At 71.7% G+C, this 14426-nt stretch carries 15 protein-coding genes; 7 read left to right on the top strand and 8 right to left on the bottom strand.

The features are described 5' to 3' along the window. Positions 1-6: 6 nt before the first annotated feature. Positions 7-786: an SGNH/GDSL hydrolase family protein gene (locus B6R96_RS20045; RefSeq protein WP_081523119.1), complete on the bottom strand. Its 780-nt coding sequence runs from the start codon at positions 784-786 to the stop codon at positions 7-9. Next, positions 773-1339: a PadR family transcriptional regulator gene (locus tag B6R96_RS20040; protein ID WP_030387380.1), complete on the bottom strand. Its 567-nt coding sequence runs from the start codon at positions 1337-1339 to the stop codon at positions 773-775. The genes B6R96_RS20045 and B6R96_RS20040 overlap by 14 nt, the downstream gene beginning before the upstream one ends. A 92-nt stretch (positions 1340-1431) precedes the next feature. On the opposite strand from B6R96_RS20040, the gene B6R96_RS20035 reads away from it, so the two are divergent. Beyond that, positions 1432-1845 (top strand): nuclear transport factor 2 family protein, encoded by a 414-nt coding sequence (locus tag B6R96_RS20035; RefSeq protein ID WP_081523118.1) that lies wholly within the window; start codon positions 1432-1434, stop codon positions 1843-1845. Here the strand turns inward: B6R96_RS20035 and B6R96_RS20030 are convergent. Then, a complete protein-coding gene (locus B6R96_RS20030) occupies positions 1842-2948 on the bottom strand; it encodes a serine hydrolase domain-containing protein (RefSeq protein ID WP_159396345.1) in 1107 nt (368 codons plus the stop codon). The genes B6R96_RS20035 and B6R96_RS20030 overlap by 4 nt on opposite strands. A gap of 226 nt (positions 2949-3174) precedes the next feature. Between B6R96_RS20030 and B6R96_RS20025 the strand changes: the two genes are divergently transcribed. Continuing rightward, complete coding sequence (locus B6R96_RS20025) at positions 3175-3906, top strand: hypothetical protein (protein WP_081523116.1); 732 nt, start codon at positions 3175-3177, stop codon at positions 3904-3906. A 14-nt stretch (positions 3907-3920) separates the two neighbouring features. On the opposite strand, the gene B6R96_RS20020 is transcribed toward B6R96_RS20025, so the two are convergent. Together B6R96_RS20020 and B6R96_RS20015 are read right to left on the bottom strand one after the other, a co-directional pair. Next, on the bottom strand, positions 3921-6386 hold the full coding sequence (locus tag B6R96_RS20020; RefSeq protein ID WP_053704525.1) for a cation-translocating P-type ATPase: 2466 nt from the start codon (positions 6384-6386) through the stop codon (positions 3921-3923). 284 nt (positions 6387-6670) lie between these two features. Further along, a complete protein-coding gene (locus B6R96_RS20015; RefSeq protein WP_081523115.1) occupies positions 6671-7009 on the bottom strand; it encodes a DUF2530 domain-containing protein in 339 nt (112 codons plus the stop codon). Positions 7010-7137: 128 nt separating this feature from the next. Here B6R96_RS20015 and B6R96_RS20010 point away from each other — a divergent pair, with 128 nt between their 5' ends. Then, positions 7138-8604 (top strand): NCS2 family permease, encoded by a 1467-nt coding sequence (locus tag B6R96_RS20010; RefSeq protein WP_030387374.1) that lies wholly within the window; start codon positions 7138-7140, stop codon positions 8602-8604. Position 8605: 1 nt separating this feature from the next. Here B6R96_RS20010 and B6R96_RS20005 read toward each other — a convergent pair whose 3' ends face one another. Next, positions 8606-8788: a hypothetical protein gene (locus B6R96_RS20005; protein WP_030010567.1), complete on the bottom strand. Its 183-nt coding sequence runs from the start codon at positions 8786-8788 to the stop codon at positions 8606-8608. 130 nt (positions 8789-8918) lie between these two features. Between B6R96_RS20005 and B6R96_RS20000 the strand changes: the two genes are divergently transcribed. Genes B6R96_RS20000 through thpR form a run of 3 tightly spaced genes read left to right on the top strand, consistent with a single transcriptional unit; the run spans position 8919 to position 11336 of the window. Beyond that, entirely contained in the window at positions 8919-9356 is a 438-nt protein-coding gene (locus B6R96_RS20000; RefSeq protein ID WP_030387373.1) for a MarR family winged helix-turn-helix transcriptional regulator, read from the top strand. A gap of 25 nt (positions 9357-9381) precedes the next feature. Then, positions 9382-10749 (top strand): MFS transporter, encoded by a 1368-nt coding sequence (locus B6R96_RS19995; protein ID WP_081523114.1) that lies wholly within the window; start codon positions 9382-9384, stop codon positions 10747-10749. A gap of 32 nt (positions 10750-10781) precedes the next feature. Beyond that, positions 10782-11336 carry an RNA 2',3'-cyclic phosphodiesterase gene (thpR, locus tag B6R96_RS19990; protein ID WP_081523113.1) on the top strand — a complete coding sequence of 185 codons (555 nt, stop codon included), beginning with the start codon at positions 10782-10784 and terminating at the stop codon, positions 11334-11336. Positions 11337-11597: 261 nt separating this feature from the next. Here thpR and B6R96_RS19985 read toward each other — a convergent pair whose 3' ends face one another. Both B6R96_RS19985 and B6R96_RS19980 read right to left on the bottom strand, forming a co-directional pair. After that, entirely contained in the window at positions 11598-12587 is a 990-nt protein-coding gene (locus B6R96_RS19985) for an aldo/keto reductase (RefSeq protein WP_030387369.1), read from the bottom strand. Positions 12588-12646: 59 nt separating this feature from the next. Beyond that, positions 12647-13339 carry a GDSL-type esterase/lipase family protein gene (locus B6R96_RS19980; protein WP_081523112.1) on the bottom strand — a complete coding sequence of 231 codons (693 nt, stop codon included), beginning with the start codon at positions 13337-13339 and terminating at the stop codon, positions 12647-12649. A 76-nt stretch (positions 13340-13415) separates the two neighbouring features. Between B6R96_RS19980 and B6R96_RS19975 the strand changes: the two genes are divergently transcribed. Next, positions 13416-14423, top strand: a complete 1008-nt coding sequence (locus B6R96_RS19975) for a hypothetical protein (protein ID WP_081523111.1) — start codon at positions 13416-13418, stop codon at positions 14421-14423. Positions 14424-14426 lie beyond the last annotated feature (3 nt).

Below are 14426 nucleotides of genomic sequence, written 5' to 3'. Positions count from 1 at the left end.
AGGGGCTCAGGCCGGGCCGAACGGCAGGAGTTCGGGTCGCTTGGCCGTGCGGCCGTCCCCGGAGGAGCGGCCGCGCAGGCGGCGGCCCAGCCAGGGGCCCAGGAAGGCGGCCGCCCAGCGCAGTTCGGCCGCCACGGTGGATCCGCCCGCGGCGAGCGGCAGCGGCGGGAGCGGGTGCGTCCAGGTGTCGTCGCTGCCGGGCAGGCCGACGGCGTGGGCGAGGGCCGCAGCGATCCGGGCGTGGCCGACGGGGCTGGCGTGCAGGCGGTCCGTGGTCCACATCCGCGGGTCGGTCACGGCGACCGGCCGGGCGGTCTCGGCGACGGTGACCCCGTGGCGGGCGGCCGCGGCGCGGATGCGGTCGTTGAGGTCGGCTATGCGGGGTGCGACGGGCCGGGCGAGGGGCACGAGCACGCTGAGGTCGGGGAAGGTCACGGTCGCCACGTGGGCCCCGGCGGCCGTGAGCGCGGCGAACATCTCCTCCAGGTGGGCGGCGACCTCCGCGGCGTCGAACTTGGGCCGGAGGATGTCGTTGACCCCGGCGACGACGGTGGCCAGGTCGGGGTGCAGCTCCAGGGCGGGGCCCAGTTGTTCGGCGCGGACCTGTCCGGCGAGGCGTCCCCGTACGGCCAGGTTGGCGTACCGCAGGCCCGGGTTGGCGGCGGCGAGGTGCGCCGCGAACCGGTCGGCGAAGCCGCGCAGGCCCACGGTGTCGTCCCCGTCGCCGAGGCCTTCGGTCTGGCTGTCGCCCAGGGCGACGTAGCGCACGTACTCACCGTTCGGCACGGTTCATCCTCTCCCTCAGGACGGCCGCGCTGCGGCGGCACCAGTCGCGGTGTCCCTGTTCGAAGGCGAGGCCGCGCAGGCCGGTCAGGTACCCGCCGATCCGCTCGCCGTGGAGGAGGAACTCCTCCTCGTCCGTGTCGCCGCGCATCTTGCGCAGCACCTTGCCGAGCAGCTCGATCTTGGCGTCGGCGGCGACCGCGCGCGCCTCGAGCTGTTCGATCACCGGCTCGATGCCGATCCGGTCGGCGGTCTGCACCTTGACGAGGAGGTCGTCGCGGATGACCGAGGACTTCAGCGGGGCCGCGGCGAACTCCTCCAGTTCGGTGCGGCCGGCTTCGGTGACCCGGAAGAGGCGTTTGTTGGGCCGGGTCTCCTGGACCACCTCGCGGCCCTCGACCAGCCCTTCCTTCTCCAGCTTGGCGAGCTCGGCGTAGAGCTGCTGGGGCAGGGCGTGCCAGAAGTTCGCGACGCCGATGTCGAAGGACTTCGCCAGTTCGTAGCCGCTGTACTCGCCGTCCAGCAGCGCCGCCAGTACGGCATGCCGCAAGGCCATTCCGGCCTCCCCTTCCGCTCCACCACCAACACCGGCATCATACTCATGAAAGTGACTAGTCAGATTCATGAATATGAGCATGAGGAGGGGTCATGGAGAGTGCCGAACGCTTCCGCGCCGCCGTGGAGAAGCGGGATCTCAGCGCGTTGGAGGACCTGTTCACCGAGGACGTGCGGTTCTACAGCCCGGTGAAGTTCACCCCCTTCGAGGGGCGGCCCATGGTGCTGGGGCTCTTCGGGGTCCTGCTGCGCGTCTTCGAGGACTTCCACTACGTCGGCCGCTTCGAGGGCGCCGCCGAGACCAGCACCGACGGCGCGCAGGCCCCGGCGGAGGTGCTGCTCTTCCGGGCCACGGTGGACGGCAGGGAGATCCACGGCATCGACCTGCTCCACTTCGACGAGTCGGGCCGGATCAAGGAGTTCACCGTGATGGTCCGCCCGCAGTCCGCCGTGCAGGCCCTCGGCCAGGCGGTCCTCGCCGGCCTGACCGCGGACGGCCTCGCCTAGGCCGCCCGGCCGCCCGGCCGCCCGGCCGCCTGGACGGCCGCCCTGACGATGTCGGCCAGCAGCTGCGCCGTGCCGTCCGCCGGGTGGGCCAGGCGGGTGCGGGTCAGGGCGAACGACAGACCGCGCGCCCGGTCCGCGAAGGCGATGGTTCCGCCGCTGCCGTGGTGGCCGAAGGCGGTGTCCCCGCCCATCGGGGGCAGGCCGAGGAAGTAGCCGAGCCCCTTGGCGTGGTGCCGCATCAGCATCCGGTCCCGGCCCTCCACCTCGACGGCCGCGACCTCGGCGACCCGTGCCGGCGACAGCAGTCGTACGCCGTCCACCTCGCCCAGCAGCGCCGCGTACATCCGGGCCGCCGCCCGGGCGGTCACGGTGGCGTTGGCGGGGAGGTCGGTGCGCAGGTAGCCGGGCCGGTTCGCGAGGGTGGCGGTGGTCCACAAGCTCCGGTTCGGGGCGACCAGCCGGGTGAACGGGGCCCCGTACGGGAGCCCGGCGAGGTACGCCTCCCAGCCGCCCTCCACCAGCGGCACCACCCGCGGCAGTTCGGCCTCCGGCACCCCGAAGTACAGCTCGTCCGCGACCCCGAGGGGTTCGGCCACGTACTCCCGCAGGGCCTGCCCGGGGGTGAGTCCGGTGGCCCGCCGGACGGTCTCGCCGAGGATCCAGCCATACGTCCAGCCGTGGTAGCCGCTGTCGGACCCCGGCGCCCACAGCGGCCGCAACCCCTCCACGACCCCGCACATGGTGTCCCGGTCGCACAGCCCGGCGGCCGTCAGGGAGCGGGGCAGCTGGGGGATCCCGGCGGTGTGGGTCAGCACGTGGCGCAGGGTGATGCCGGCCTTGCCGTGGGCCGCGAAGGCGGGCCAGTACCGGGCCACGGGGGCGTCGTGGTGGAGGATCCCGCGCTCCGCGAGCACGTGCACGAGGGTGGCCGTGACCCCCTTGCCGACGGAGAACGCGTGGACCAGTGCCCCGGGTCCGGGCACGCCCGCCCAGACCTCCGCGAACGGCAGCCCGTCCCGGTACGCGCACACCTGGAGCCCGCCCTCGGCCCCGGAGGCCACCAACCCGTCGACCACCCGCTGAAGCTCCGCCTGAAGATCCATACGGCCACTCCTACCGCACCGCACCACAGCGCGCCCCGACCGCCGCACCGCGCAGTCCGGCGCCGGCCACCCGCGGGCGGGCGGCCGCGGGTGCGCCGGGGTCGCCGCATCAAGTACCCCTGCACCGAAGGCCTGTTGACCCTGATGCACCCTCAGGGGCGGCTCAGGGCCGGGCCGGGGCCTTCCCCGAGGCCACCGGGCGGGCGCCGGCAGCACCGTAGGGGCCATGAAGAAGACGACCACCACCGGATTCGCCCTCGCCACTGCCGCCGCGCTCGCGGTCTCCCTCGCGGGCGCGGCCGGCGCATCCGCCGCGCCGACACCCACGTACGACTTCTCCGACTGCCCGGCCATCCCCTCCGGGGTCGACGCCACGCGCTGGAAGTGCGAGGTGCTCACCGCCACCGGGTCCATGCGCCTGGGCAACCGCGAGGTCCCCGAGCTGGCCCCGATGACCATCACCCATGCCGAGGGCCCGATGCCCGACGGCAGCAACGGCCAGGTCTGGGGCGCCCTTCGCGGCGGCCCCACCGCCGTCCCCGGCGGCCTCCTCGGCACCCCGCCCGGGGACCGCGGCCCGCTGCTCGGGCTCTCCCTGCAGCCGGAGTACGGCGGCCGGTCCGACTTCTACACCGTCGGCGACCGGATGGGCCTGTTCACCCTGCGCTTCCGCGCCGTCAGCCCGCTCCTGCCCGGGGGCTGCGTCATCGGGGGCGGCGACGCCCCGATCGAGATACGCCTGACGCGGGTGGGCAGCTCGGAGTGGATCTCGAAGAACCCGCCCGTCATCAAGTTCACGGCGACGGACGACACCTTCACCGTCCCGGCCGCCACCGGCTGCGGCCCGCTGACCCGCCTGGTCAACGACCGCCTCGGCCTGCCCGCGCAGACCGGCAACAGGATCACCTTCTCCGCCGTCTACACCTTCAAGACGTACGACCTGCTCCCCGCGCGCTGACGCGGGGAGACGGCCTAGGCGGGGAACTTCCGGTCGACCCACCTGAAGGTGAACTCGATCAGGACCGCGGCCCCCACCGCGACGGCCACCGCGATCCACGGCACCGTGACGCCGACCAGCTTGAGCTGGAAGAAGTCCTGCAGCCACGGCACGACGAGGACGATCAGGAAGGCCCCGCCCATCGCGCCGACCAGCGCGACCCGCCACCACGTGTACGGCCGGGCGATGATCGCCAGTACCCACATCGAGGTCAGGAACAGCGTCAGCGTGGCCGCGCTGGACTCGGCCTCCAGGGCGCCCTCGCCCGTGTAGTGGTGGCGCGCGATCAGGTACGACACGAAGGTGGCCACGGCGGCGATGACACCGCCGGGGATCGCGTACCGCATGACCCGCTTCACGAAGTGCGGTTTGGCGCGCTCCTTGTTGGGGGCCAGGGCCAGGAAGAACGCCGGGATGCCGATGGTGAGCGTGGACAGCAGGGTCAGGTGGCGCGGCAGGAAGGGGTACTCGACCTGCGAGCAGACCACCAGGATGGCCAGCAGCACCGAGTAGACCGTCTTGGTGAGGAAGAGCGTCGCAACACGGGTGATGTTGCCGATGACCCGGCGCCCCTCGGCGACCACCGAGGGCAGGGTCGAGAAGCTGTTGTTGAGGAGGACGATCTGGGCCACCGCCTTGGTCGCCTCCGAGCCGGAGCCCATGCTCACGCCGATGTCGGCGTCCTTGAGGGCGAGCACGTCATTGACGCCGTCGCCCGTCATGGCGACCGTGTGGCCCTTGGACTGGAGGGCCCCGACCATGTCCCTCTTCTGCTGCGGGCTCACGCGTCCGAAGACGGAGTTGTCGTCGAGGACCTTCGCCATGTCCTCCCGGTCCGTGGGGAGCTTGCGGGCGTCGACGGTGTTCTCCGCGCCCGGCAGCCCCAGCTTGCCGGCGACCGCACCGACGGAGACCGCGTTGTCGCCGGAGATGACCTTCGCCCGGACGTTCTGGTCCTCGAAGTAGCGCAGCGTGTCGGCGGCGTCGGGGCGCAGCCGCTGCTCCAGGACGACGAGGGCGGTCGGCCGGACCCCGGTGGCGACGGCCGCGTCGTCGAGTTCGCGGGCGGAGCGCGCCAGCAGGAGGACGCGCAGCCCCTGTTCGTTGAGGTCGTTGATCTCCTCCAGGGCCGGGTCCCCGGCGGGCAGCAGCACGTCGGGGGCGCCGAGCAGCCAGGTGTTGTTCTCGCCGTCGCCCTCGCTGAAGCTGGCGCCGCTGTACTTGCGGGCGGAGGAGAAGGGCAGGGACTCGGTGCAGCGCCACTCCGCACTGTCCGGGTAGGCGTCGATGATCGCTTGGAGGCTGGCGTTGGGGCGCGGGTCGGACTCGCCGAGAGCGCCGAGCACCTTCTGGACGTACGCGGGGTCCGCGCCGCCGAGCGGGCGCAGCTCGGTGACGTCCATGCCGCCCTCGGTGAGAGTGCCGGTCTTGTCGAGGCAGACCACGTCGACGCGTGCGAGGCCCTCGATGGCGGGCAGCTCCTGGACCAGGCACTGCTTGCGGCCGAGCCGGATGACGCCGATCGCGAAGGCCACGGAGGTGAGCAGGACGAGCCCCTCGGGGATCATCGGGACGATGCCGCCGACGGTCCGGGCGATGGAGTCCTTGAGGTTGTTGTCCTTGACGAGGAGCTGGCTGATGATCAGGCCGATCGAGGTCGGGATCATCATCCAGGTGACGTACTTGAGGATGGTGGAGATGCCGGAGCGCAGCTCGGAGTGGACGAGCGTGAAGCGGGAGGCCTCTTCGGCCAACTGGGCGGCGTAGGCCTCGCGGCCGACCTTGGTGGCGGTGAAGGCGCCTCCGCCGGCGACCACGAAGGAGCCGGACATGACCGGGTCCCCGGGCTTCTTCAGGACGGGGTCGGCCTCGCCGGTGAGCAGGGACTCGTCGATCTCCAGGCCGTCGGCCTCGCCGACGGATCCGTCGACGACGACCTTGTCGCCGGGTCCGAGTTCGATGACGTCGCCGAGGACGATCTCGGAGGTGGAGATCTCGGCGGTCCGGCCGTCCCGGCGCACGCTGGGTTTGACCTCGCCGATGACGGCGAGGCTGTCGAGGGTCTTCTTGGCGCGCAGTTCCTGGATGATGCCGATGCCGGTGTTGGCGATGATCACGAAGCCGAAGAGGCTGTCCTGGATCGGCGCGACGACGAGCATGATCGCCCAGAGCACGCCGATGATCGCGTTGAACCGGGTGAAGACGTTGGCACGAACGATGTCGGCGGTGGAACGGCTGCTCCGGACGGGAACGTCATTGACCTCGCCACGCGCAACACGCTCGGCGACCTCGGCGGTACTGAGCCCCCCCGGCTTGAAGCGGGGCGCCGGCGGCCGCATCGGGTGTACGGGGTCCAGCTCCGCTCCCGCGTCGATGGCGGGGGCGGCCGTCCCGCCACCCGGCTCCGGTCCGTCGGATTCGGTTCCAGCCCGCTGCGTCATGCCTTCGACGTTAAGCGGGCTTCTTGCGCTTCACCCGCCGAGAAGTCCGAAGATCCGACTTCGGGATGACCCGAATCGTCCCCTGGTAGCCCCGCGGGTCAGACGCACTCGGGGACATCCCCGGAGACCGGGGAACCATGCCGTGGGGCGGGGACACTCCGGGACGTCCCCGCAGGTCGAGCGAACCCACCGCCGAACCACGGGCCGGTCCGGCCAAGGGTTCGCGAGCCGAGGAGACGTCCCGGAGGGGCACCGCCCCACCCGAACGACCCCGCCGCGCCCCGCTAGGCCTGCGGCCCCGAGTCCTGCCCGGGGCCCTGCTCCGAGCCCGCCGAGCCCGCCGAGCCCGCCTGCCCGGCCCGCTCAGCAAGCGCAGCGGCCTCGGCATGGCGCGCAAGCGCCGCCTCCCGCCCCCGGACGTACCAGATGCCGATCAGGCCGAGGAAGCCGCCGGCCGCGCAGGTCCAGACCCACCACAGCTGGTCCCGGTCCGCGAACCACCCGTAGAACGGCAGCTGGACCAGGAACAGGGCGAACCACAGGATCGTGCCACCTGTGACGGTGGCGACGACGGGGCCCTCCAGGGGCTCGGGCGCCTCGCGCTTCGCAGTCCATTTGGCCATGCGGCAAGTCTAGGCGTCGCGAAACGCCATCTACGCGCGGAGATGGACGCACTTTCGTTCATGTGTTCATACTGAAACGGTTTGGGCGCGGCCCATTTTCTTCGTATGAACCACCCAATGAGGACCGTATGAGCACCCCGGCCCCCGCCCCCGCAGCCGCCACCTCCCCGGAACCGTCCCCCCGGGGACCCTCCGGCGGACTGGACCGCTACTTCAAGATCTCCGAGCGCGGTTCGACCGTCGCCCGTGAGATCCGCGGCGGCCTCGCGACCTTCTTCGCCATGGCCTACATCATCGTGCTGAACCCGATCATCCTGGGCAGCGCGAAGGACATGTACGGGCACCAGCTCGACTCCGGCCAGCTGGTGACGGCCACCGTCCTGACGGCCGCCTTCACCACCCTCCTCATGGGTGTCATCGGCAACGTCCCGATCGCGCTCGCCGCCGGCCTCGGCGTGAACACGGTCGTCGCGCTCCAGCTCGCCCCGCGCATGAGCTGGCCCGACGCCATGGGCATGGTGGTCCTGGCCGGCTTCGTGGTGATGCTGCTGGTCGCCACCGGTCTGCGCGAGCGGGTCATGAGCGCCGTCCCGCTGGGCCTGCGCAAGGGCATCGCGATCGGCATCGGCCTGTTCATCATGCTGATCGGCCTGGTCGACGCGGGCTTCGTCTCCCGCATCCCGGACGCCGCGCACACCACGGTCCCGCTCCAGCTCGGCGGCACCGGTCACCTGGACGGCTGGCCGGTCCTGATCTTCGCGATCGGTGTGCTGCTCACCTTCGCCCTGCTGATCCGCAAGGTGCCGGGCGCGATCCTGATCTCCATCGTGGCCATGACCCTGGTCGCCGTCGTCGTCCAGCTGATCGCGGAGGTGCCCGACTCGGGCTGGGGCCTGACCGTCCCGGAGTGGCCCGGCAACCCGGTGTCCGCGCCCGACTTCGGGCTCGTGGGGCAGGTCAGCCTGTTCGGCGGTTTCGACAAGGTCGGCATGCTGACCGGCATCCTCTTCGTCTTCACCGTGCTGCTGTCCTGCTTCTTCGACGCGATGGGCACGATCCTCGGCGTCGGCGACGAGGCGAAGCTGATCGACAAGAAGACCGGCGAGTTCCCCGGGATCAACCGGGTCCTGCTGGTCGACGGCCTGGCGGTCGCCTCCGGCGGCGCCACCTCCTCCTCCGCGACCACCTGCTTCGTGGAGTCCACGGCCGGGGTCGGCGAGGGCGCCCGTACGGGTCTGGCGAACATCGTGACGGGCGGCCTCTTCGCCGTGGCGCTGTTCCTGACCCCGCTCGCCACCATGGTCCCGTCCCAGGCGGCCACCCCGGCGCTCGTGGCGGTGGGCTTCCTGATCCTGGCGGGCTCGGTCAAGGACATCGACTGGAGCGACTTCACCATCGCCGTCCCGGCGTTCCTGGCCATGGTGATGATGCCCTTCACCTACTCGATCACCAACGGCATCGGCATCGGCTTCATCAGCTTCTGCGCGCTGCGCCTGGCGACCGGCCGGGGACGCGGGGTCCCGGTGGCCATGTACGTGGTGTCGGCGGTGTTCGTCTTCTACTACGCGATGCCGGCCCTGGGCCTGGGCCAGTAGCTCACGTCAGCCCGTAGAACTTCTCTGTCTCGTCGACGGCCGCCTTGAAGCGCTCGTCGAAGTCATCGCGAATGAGCGTCCGGACCACATAGTCCTGGACGCTCATTCCGCGTTTGGCCGCATGGATCCGGAGCCTGTCGAGGAGCTCCCCGTCTATGCGCATGCTCAGCACATGTGTCCCCATGCCGAAAGAGTCGGGGCACAGGGTGCGTACGCGTGTCACTTTCAGCCGCCGACTCACCCGTATGAGTGACCCGGGGCATGCGGCGAAAAACCGGTGTTCCTTAGGGAGAGTAATGAGTTACTCTAAAGACATGCATGACCTTTCCCATGGCGACGACCTTGCCGCCGTGAACGACCTCCGCTCCGCCGTCATGCGGCTGGGGCGACGCCTGAAGCACCAGCGCGTCGACGAGTCGCTGAGCCCGACCGAGATGTCGGTCCTCGGCACCCTCGCCCGCTGCGGCCAGGCCACACCCGGAGAGCTCGCCCGCCGCGAGCACGTCCAGCCGCCGTCGATGACACGCATCGTCGCGTTGCTGGAAGCCAAGGGACTGGTCACGCTGGAACCGCACCCCGACGACCGCCGCCAGAAGGTGGTCCGCCAGACGGAGGAGGCCGAAGCGATGCTCGAAGAGAGCCGCCGCAAGCGCAACGCCTTCCTGGCCGGGCTCGCGGCCGAGCTGACCGAGGACGAATGGGCCAAGCTGCGCGCGGCCGCACCCGTCCTGGAGAAGCTCGCGCACCTGTAGGAACGACGCCAGGAGGCGAACGCTTTTGAGTACGGGAACCGGAGCAGACTCCGCACCCGGCCACATATCCACCCCCTCTACGCCTGCGCCGGCCGACCGGGCCGTCGCAGCACCCGCGGGCAAGGGCTCCATGTTCAGCTCGCTGCGGATCCGGAACTACCGGCTCTTCGCCACCGGCCAGGTCGTCTCGAACACGGGCACCTGGATGCAGCGCATCGCCCAGGACTGGCTCGTCCTCTCGCTGACCGGCTCCGCCTCCGCCGTCGGCATCACCATCGCCCTGCAGTTCCTGCCGATGCTGATGTTCGGCCTCTACGGCGGCGTACTCGCGGACCGGCTGCCCAAGCGGCCGCTGCTCCTCGCCACCCAGAGCGCGATGGGCCTGACGGGCATCGCCCTGGCCGCCCTCACCCTCGCCGGGCACGTCCAGGTGTGGCACGTCTACCTCGCCGCCTTCGCCCTCGGCCTGGTCACCGTCGTCGACAACCCGGCCCGGCAGACCTTCGTGTCCGAGATGGTCGGCAAGGAGCAGGTGGCCAACGCCGTCAGCCTGAACTCCGCCAACTTCCAGTCCGCGCGGCTGGTCGGCCCGGCGATCGCCGGTGTGCTGATCACCGCCGTCGGATCCGGCTGGGCCTTCCTGCTGAACGGGCTGTCCTTCGCCGCACCCATCGCCGGCCTGCTGATGATGCGGACGCACGAACTGCACCCCGTCGAAACCCGGCCCCGCGCCAAGGGCCAGCTCCGCGAGGGCCTGCGCTACGTCGCCGGCCGCCCGGAACTGGTCTGGCCGATCGTGCTCGTGGGCTTCATCGGCACCTTCGGGTTCAACTTCCCGATCTGGCTCTCCGCCTACGTCAGCGACGTCTTCCACGGGGACGCGGGCACCTACGGGCTCTTCAACACCCTGATCGCGGTCGGCTCCCTGGTGGGCGCCCTGCTCGCCGCCCGGCGCGGACAGTCCCGCCTGCGGGTGCTGGTCGCCGCGGCCGTGCTGTTCTCGGTCCTGCTCCTGGTGACCGCCTTCGCACCCGGCTTCTGGCTGTTCGCCGCCCTGCTCGTGCCCATCGGGATCTTCGGCCTGACCGTCAACGTCACGGCCAACTCCAGCGTGCAGATGGCGACCGACCCCGAGATGCGCGGCCGGGTCATGGCCCTGTTCATGATGGTCTTCACCGGCGGCACCCCGCTGGGCGCCCCGCTGCTGGGCTGGATCACGGACACCTACGGCGCCCGGATCGGCATGGCCTCGGGCGCCGTGATCTCCCTGGCCGCCTCCCTCGCGGTCGCGGTGGTCCTGGCCCGCGTCGGCAACCTCCGCCTCCGGGTGAGCCGCCGCGGCCTGACCTTCGTCCCGGCGGCCCCCGCCCCCGAGCTGGTCGCAGCCGCCTGACCCCGTCGCCGCGCCCCGGCTACGCTCGCCGCATGAGACTGTTCGCAGCCGTCCTCCCGCCGGACGAAGCCGTCGCCGAGCTGGCCCGGGCCGTCGACGAGGTCCACGACGACCGGCTGACCTGGACCGGGAGGGACGGCTGGCACTTCACCCTCGCCTTCCTCGGCGAGGTACGGGACGAGGTGCTCCCGGAGCTGCACACGCGCCTGGAGCGGGCCGCCCACCGCACGGCTCCCTTCGCGCTGCGCCTGCACGGCAGCGGCCACTTCGGGGACCGGGCCCTGTGGGCCGGCGCCGCCGGGGAGCTCCCCGCCCTGCGGATGCTCGCCGAACGGGCCGACGCCGCCGCCCGGCGGGCCGGGGTACCGATGGACCAGCACCGCCGGTACACCCCGCACCTCACCCTGGCCCGCAGCCACCACGCCGCCACCCCGCTGGGGCCGTACCTGGACGCCCTCGCGGACTTCGAGGGCACGCCCTGGCGGGTGGACACGCTCAGCCTGGTCCGCAGCAACCTCCCCGTCAGCGGGGTGCCGGGCGAGCAGCCCCGGTACGAGACCGTCCGGGCCTGGCCGCTCGGCGGCTGAGCCGCACACCGGCGCCGGGCCGGCGCCCGTTCGGCGCGGGCCCGGCGGGTGCCGGCTACCAGCCGCCGGTACCGTGATCCACGCCACGGCCGGCGGCGCACCCCCACCACGGCACAGCCCCTGCGTCCACGATGCAGGGGCTGCCGCGTTAGGCTCGACGGGTGGATCCCAAGACCCGAAACCGTGTGATGGCCGGTGTACTCGTACTGATGTTCGTCGTCGTGGCCGTGGCGGCTGCCGTCGGCCAGTAACCCCCGCCGCCTACCAGGCGAAGGCCTCCGGCGACGCCCCGGGACCGGGGAAGATCTCCTCGAGGCCCGCCAGGACCTCCTCCGACAGCTCCAGCTCCACCGCGCGCAGCGCCGAGTCGAGCTGCTCCTGCGTCCGCGGACCGACGATCGGCCCGGTGACCCCCGGACGCGTCAGCAGCCAGGCCAGCCCGACCTCGCCCGGCTCCAGGCCGTGCTTGTCCAACAGGTCCTCGTACGCCTGCACCTGCGCCCGTACCGCGGTGTTCGCGAGCGCGTCCGCCGACCGGCCGGAGGCGCGGCGGCCGCCCTCGACCTCCTTCTTGATGACCCCGCCCAGCAGGCCCCCGTGGAGCGGGGACCACGGGATGACCCCGAGCCCGTACGCCTCGGCGGCCGGGATGACCTCCATCTCGGCGCGCCGCTCGGCGAGGTTGTAGAGGCACTGCTCGCTGACCAGGCCGAGCCGCCCCTGGCGGGCCGCGGTCTCGTTGGCCTGGGCGATCTTCCAGCCGGGGAAGTTGGAGGAGCCCGCGTAGAGGATCTTGCCCTGCTGGACCAGGACCTCGACGGCCTGCCAGATCTCCTCGAAGGGGGTCAGCCGGTCCACGTGGTGGAACTGGTAGACGTCGATGTAGTCCGTCTGGAGCCGCTTGAGGCTGGCGTCGACGGCCCGGCGGATGTTCAGCGCCGAGAGGCGGTCGTAGTTGGGCCAGGTGTCCCCCTCGCGGGACATGGAGCCGTACACCTTGGTGGCGAGGACCGTCTTCTCACGGCGGTCGCCGCCCTGGGCGAACCAGGTGCCGATGATCTCCTCGGTGCGGCCCTTGTTCTCGCCCCACCCGTACACATTGGCGGTGTCGAAGTAGTTGATGCCCGCGTCGAGGGCGGAATCCATGATCGAGTGACTTTCGGGCTCCCCGGTCTGGGGGCCGAAGTTCATGGTGCCGAGTACAAGTCGGCTGACCTTGAGGCCGGTGCGTCCGAGCTGCGTGTACTTCATGGGGCACTAGCCAACTGCTTCGAGTGCGCTCGAAGCAAGACCCTGCCGTGAAGGGCGTGTTACAGCCCCTGCGCGGGCCGGTAGGGCCCGCCGATCCCCCACGCCTGGTGCAGGACCGCCGCGAACTCGCCCGCCAGCCGGTGCTCGCCGGAGGCGTTCGGGTGAGTGCCGTCGTAGGTGTCGCGGTGGATGTCGTACGCGTCCGGGCGCGCGGCCAGCAGGATCGGCGAGGCCTCGGTCGTCAGGTCGGCGACCGCCTTCGCGAGGAGCTCGTTGAAGCGGGCCACCTCCGCCGCGAAGGGCGCGTCCTCCTCGGCCCGGCTGTTCGGGATGACCGGCAGCAGGACCATCCGGACGCCGGGCCCGGCGGCGCGGGCCTCCGCCACGAACCGGCGGGCGTTGACGGCCGTCTGCTCGGCGTCGGTGTAGAAGCCGAGGTCGATCAGCCCGAGGGAGACCAGCAGGACGTCGGCGCCGGTGGCGGCGACCGCCGGGCCTATCAGGGGGGCCATGTGCTGCCAGCCCTCGCCCCAGCCGGCCAGATGGCGGCGGGCGTGCTCCGGAAAGCCCGGGTCGGCGTAGGCGTGGCTGGTGGGCGTGTCGGCGACGGTGTCGTACAGCTCGCAGCGCGGACCGACGATCCGGTGGGGACCGCCGAGGGTTGAGCTGAGGTGCTGCCACATCCGGTAGCGCCAGGTGTAGTCGCCGGCGCGTCCGATGGTCATGGAGTCGCCGACGAACATGAAACGCATCCGGTCATCATCGCGGATCGCGCGACAGAAACCCCTGTGACGCCGGACACGCGGCACGTACTGGCAGGCTGGGGGAATGCGCCTGCCCCTGCCGTCCGCCGCCGCGTCGGCCGCCGTTGCCGTGACCGCCGCCGTCGCCGCCGCCCTCGCCGTGCTGCCGGGCCCGGCCGTCGCGGCGGACACCCCCGCCGCGTCCTCCTTCACCATCTCCGATCCGCGGATCAAGGAGTCGAGCGGCCTGGCCGCCAGCCGGATCCACCCGGGCGTGTACTGGACGCACAACGACAGCGACGACGGCCCGTACATCTACGCGGTGGACTCGGCCACCGGCAGGACGGTGGCCCGGGTGACGCTGACGGGCATCGGCAAGCCGCGCGACGTCGAAGCGATCTCCCTGGGCCCGGACGGCCAGCTCTACGTCGGGGACATCGGCGACAACCGCGGCGGAACCTGGGACCACGTGTGGATCTACCGCTTCCCGGAGCCGAAGCAACTCGGTGACGTCACGGTCAAGGCCGCCCAGTTCACGGTGAAGTACGCCGACGGGGCGCGCAACGCGGAGGCCCTGATGGTGCATCCGGTGACCGGCCGCGTCTACATCGCCAGCAAGGACGAGAGCAAGGGCGGCCTGTACGAGGGGCCCGCGGAGCTGTCGGCGGGCGGCACGAACGTCTTCCGGCGGGTCGCCGACGTGCCGTGGGTGACGGACGGCGCCTTCTCCCCCGACGGCACCCGGCTGACGCTGCGCGGCTACTTCATGGCCCGCACCTACCCGTGGAAGGACGGCCTGCCGGTGGGCGAGGGCGAGCGGGTGGACGCGCCGTGGCAGGGCCAGGCGGAGTCGGTGACGTACACGCCGGACGGCGCGACGCTGATGTTCGGCGCGGAGGGCGAGGGCAGCCGGGTCATCGCGGTCCCGGTCGGGGCCGCCGCCCCCTCTGCCTCGCCGCAGCCGGGGTCCCCGTCGGGTGCGGCCCCTGCGGTGGAGCCGACGGGAAGCTTCGGCAAGGGCGCGCTCGTCCTGGCGGGCGGCCTGGTCCTGGTCTTCGGAGCCAAACGCCTCCTCCGCCGCCGCCGCCCCTGATTC

This window comes from Streptomyces sp. Sge12, assembly GCF_002080455.1.
Classification (GTDB): domain Bacteria; phylum Actinomycetota; class Actinomycetes; order Streptomycetales; family Streptomycetaceae; genus Streptomyces.
The sequence above is the reverse complement of the archived record's forward strand: the minus strand, read 5'-3'. Positions and strand labels throughout refer to the sequence as shown.